The following is a 3,434-nucleotide window of genomic DNA, read 5'->3' as shown; positions in this document are numbered from 1 at the left end:
GGCCTCGCGCAGCCGCTCGGAGACCACCGCTCCGAGGACGCGCATGATCCGTGGCTGCCGCTCGACAACCGCGTCGAAGTCCCGCCTGCCAATCATCAACGCATGCACCGCCGTCTCGGCCCGCACGGTCGACGAACGCGCCCCGTTGTCCAGCAACGCCTGCTCACCGACGATGTCGCCGGCCCAGCGCTCAGCGATGGGGCGGACACGGTCGGCGCCGAGCACCCGCACCCGGCCGCTGTAGAGGATGACCGACCACTGGTCGAGGGCGGCCGCGCGAATCAGCACGGCGCCCATGGCATACCGCCGCGACCGCGCGACGTTGGCCAGCTCGGCCCGCTCCCCGTCGGTGAGCCTGTACCAGAAGCTGCCCACCCGGTGATCACCGGTCACGGCAGCGATCGGGGGTATGACTGTCATGGTGTGGTCCACTCCTCGGCCGGCGACGACAAGCAGTGCATCGCCGAACCGAGGCCGGGCGTAACCTTGGTTCAGAACCGGTTCAACCGGTAGAGCAGCGCACCGTCCATCCCGTAAACGGCGACCTGGTCCGCGGATTCGAGTAACACCTTGTAGCTGGCCCGATTGGGCTGCTGGGTCACCCTCATCGTGAATCTGCCGTCCCCATCAGGGCGACTCGAGACGACACAGGTCATCGGTCCACCGATGTCCAGTGCTTGTCCATTCGAATAGAAGAACCCCTCGCACGGACCACCGTTACCGCTGAATGTCTTGGCCACATCATCCGACGACTGCCAACTGCCGACGAGAATGCCGGGATCGCGGAGCCCGGGCGAAGCCGAGTTCGGCGCCGGAGCGTCGGTCGTGGTCGACGGATCGGCAACCAACGGTTCCGTCAAGTCGCCGCCCGCGGAGGTGTCCACGGTCTCGGCCGGGTCCCCGCCGACGGCGACGTAGATCGCATAGCCACCGGCGCCGAGGAACGCCAACACCAGCACGGCGACCAGGACGGCGAGCCGAGGGTGCCTCGCCGAATAGGTTCGGACCTGTTGGAGGAAGGTCGCGTTCTGGATTCCGACGACGTCGCCGACGTGCTGGTCGCCGAGCGCGAGGTTCGAGTTCTCCATGCTCATGGCGCCACCCACCCGCACTCCGGAGACCGATGTCACCGGTTCGGCGCGGTGGCGGTTCGCGACGGTCCGCGCCGTCGCCTCGTCGCCGGAGACGAAAAGCCACGCCGCGGTGGTCATCTCCTTGGTGTGCACCACCGCGCGGTGGAAGGCGGCCGGCTCGATCCGACCGTAGCCGTGCCGGACGATGCCCTGGTAGAGCACGTCCGACACCAGCACCGCGCACCGACGGTCGGTCGCCGACAGCGCCTCGCGCAGTACGTCGGAGTCCAGCAGGCGGAAGGCGTGGTTGATGTCGGAGCCGACGAAGCCGTTCTCGTCCCTGTGCACCTCCCCGGTGTGCACGGCCACCCGCAGGCTCATCGACCAACCCGAAGCCAGCCGCGGCGCGTCCTCGACGCGCGTGGCCAACTCGGTGAGCACGGAGTCCAGCAGCACGGCCTTGGGCACCTCGACGGGCACGATCACCAGCACGCCGTCCCCGCGGTCCTCGTGCGAGCACAGCTCCCAGTCGAGATCACTCGCGGCGAACGCGGCCGACAGCAGGTCGTACAGCTGCCGCCGCGCGACGATCTGCTCCGGGTTGGTGAGCCCGCCGAACCGACGCAGGTCGATGACGAGAACCGTCGCGGGGTAGGGGTGCGCGGTCACGTGTCGCACCCCGTGATCGTTCCGAGGAGCACGCCACAGCCGTGGGAGTTCAGCACCGCGGTGAAGGCGAGCCCGCCGTTGTTGATGCTCACCATGTAGAAGGCGCTCTGCAGCTCCCACCGCTCGCCGTTCCACGACAGCGGCGCGACGCCCACCTTCGCGCCGTGGAACGACACGTCCACCTGGGCGCTGTTGCCCGAGCCGGACGCGGCGCCGAGCTCCACCTCCGGGATCTCGGCCCGCAGGTCCGGCCTGCTCGTGAACGCGGCCGACATCATGGTCGTACAGGTGCCGCCCGACTGCGCGGAAGCCAGGAAGCACCAGTCCTTGGCGTTTCCGTCGACCTCGGCCTGTTTGATCGCGGTCGCGGTGTGCGCGGCCCCGTCCAGTCCTTCCTCGTACACCACGTCGGTGGGGTCCGCGGTGATCCGCTTGACCGCGAGGTAGCCGCCGCCACCGACGAGGACCAGGGCGAGCAAGCCGAGTCCAAACCGCAGCCGGATGTTGTTCCTGGTGATCTTGTCCCGGCCGACCTTGTCCCCGCGTACGTTGTCGCCGATGTGCTGGTCGCCCCCGGCGAAGTTGGACCCGCGCATCGAGAGGTCACCGCCCACGCTGAACGATGACGGCCGCGAACCACTCTCCTGATCAACCACGTGCTCTCCGATCGCCGAGTTCGTGAACGACGCCATGGCAACACGGCGGTCGGGCACGAGGCGATTCGCTCTGCGTCAGCCGACACAGAGCGACGCGATCGGACTCGTCGTCCGTCCAGTCCTGGGGGGCGGCCCTACTTCTTCTTCGCCTTGTCCGGGGACTCGTCGGTCGAGAGGGCCGCGACGAAGGCTTCCTGGGGGACCTCCACGCGGCCCACCATCTTCATGCGCTTCTTGCCTTCCTTCTGCTTCTCCAGCAGCTTCCGCTTGCGCGTGATGTCACCGCCGTAGCACTTGGCGAGGACGTCCTTGCGCATGGCCCGCACGGTCTCCCGCGCGATCACGCGCGCCCCGATCGCCGCCTGGATCGGCACCTCGAACTGCTGGCGCGGGATCAGCTCCCGCAGCTTCGAGGCCATCCTCGTGCCGTACCCGTACGCCGCCTCCCGATGCACGATGGCCGAGAACGCGTCCACCGGCTCGCCCTGCAACAGGATGTCGACCTTCACCAGGTCCGCCGCCTGCTCGCCGGCGGGCTCGTAGTCCAGCGACGCGTAGCCGCGGGTGCGGGACTTCAGCGTGTCGAAGAAGTCGAAGATGATCTCGCCGAGCGGCATGGTGTAGCGCAGTTCGACGCGGTCGCTCGACAGGTAGTCCATGCCGCCGAGCTGGCCGCGCCTGCTCTGGCACAGCTCCATGATCGCGCCGATGTAGTCGCTCGGCGCGATGATCGAGGTCTTGACCACCGGTTCGTACACCTCGGCGATCTTGCCCTCCGGCCAGTCCGACGGGTTCGTCACCGTGATGTCGCCGCCGTCGTCGAGCACCACGCGGTAGACCACGTTCGGCGCGGTGGAGATCAGGTCGAGGCCCGCCTCGCGCTCCAGCCGCTCCCGCACGATCTCCAGGTGCAGCAGACCGAGAAAACCGCACCGGAAACCGAAACCCAGCGCCGAGGAGGTCTCCGGCTCATAGCTCAGCGCCGCGTCGTTGAGCCGGAGCTTGTCCAGTGCCTCGCGCAGATCCGGGTAGTCCG

Annotated in this window: 3 protein-coding genes and 1 pseudogene; all 4 read right to left on the bottom strand. The window is 68.2% G+C overall.

Annotated features, from left to right (window positions below):
- A partial coding sequence (locus ACJ73U_RS45480; protein ID WP_407784023.1) for a cyclic nucleotide-binding domain-containing protein occupies positions 1–420 on the bottom strand: 420 nt, incomplete at its 3' end.
- A 71-nt stretch (positions 421–491) separates the two neighbouring features.
- Entirely contained in the window at positions 492–1,742 is a 1,251-nt protein-coding gene (locus ACJ73U_RS45475; RefSeq protein ID WP_407784022.1) for a hypothetical protein, read from the bottom strand.
- Positions 1,739–2,398, bottom strand: a complete 660-nt coding sequence (locus ACJ73U_RS45470; protein ID WP_407784021.1) for a hypothetical protein — start codon at positions 2,396–2,398, stop codon at positions 1,739–1,741. The genes ACJ73U_RS45475 and ACJ73U_RS45470 overlap by 4 nt, the downstream gene beginning before the upstream one ends.
- Before the next feature lie 134 nt (positions 2,399–2,532).
- Positions 2,533–3,434, bottom strand: a pseudogene (locus tag ACJ73U_RS45465) (elongation factor 4); the annotation flags it as partial.

It is taken from the genome of Actinophytocola sp. (genome assembly GCF_045807065.1).
In the GTDB taxonomy this organism is placed as follows: Bacteria; Actinomycetota; Actinomycetes; order Mycobacteriales; family Pseudonocardiaceae; genus Actinophytocola.
This window is presented reverse-complemented; position numbering and strand designations above follow the sequence as displayed.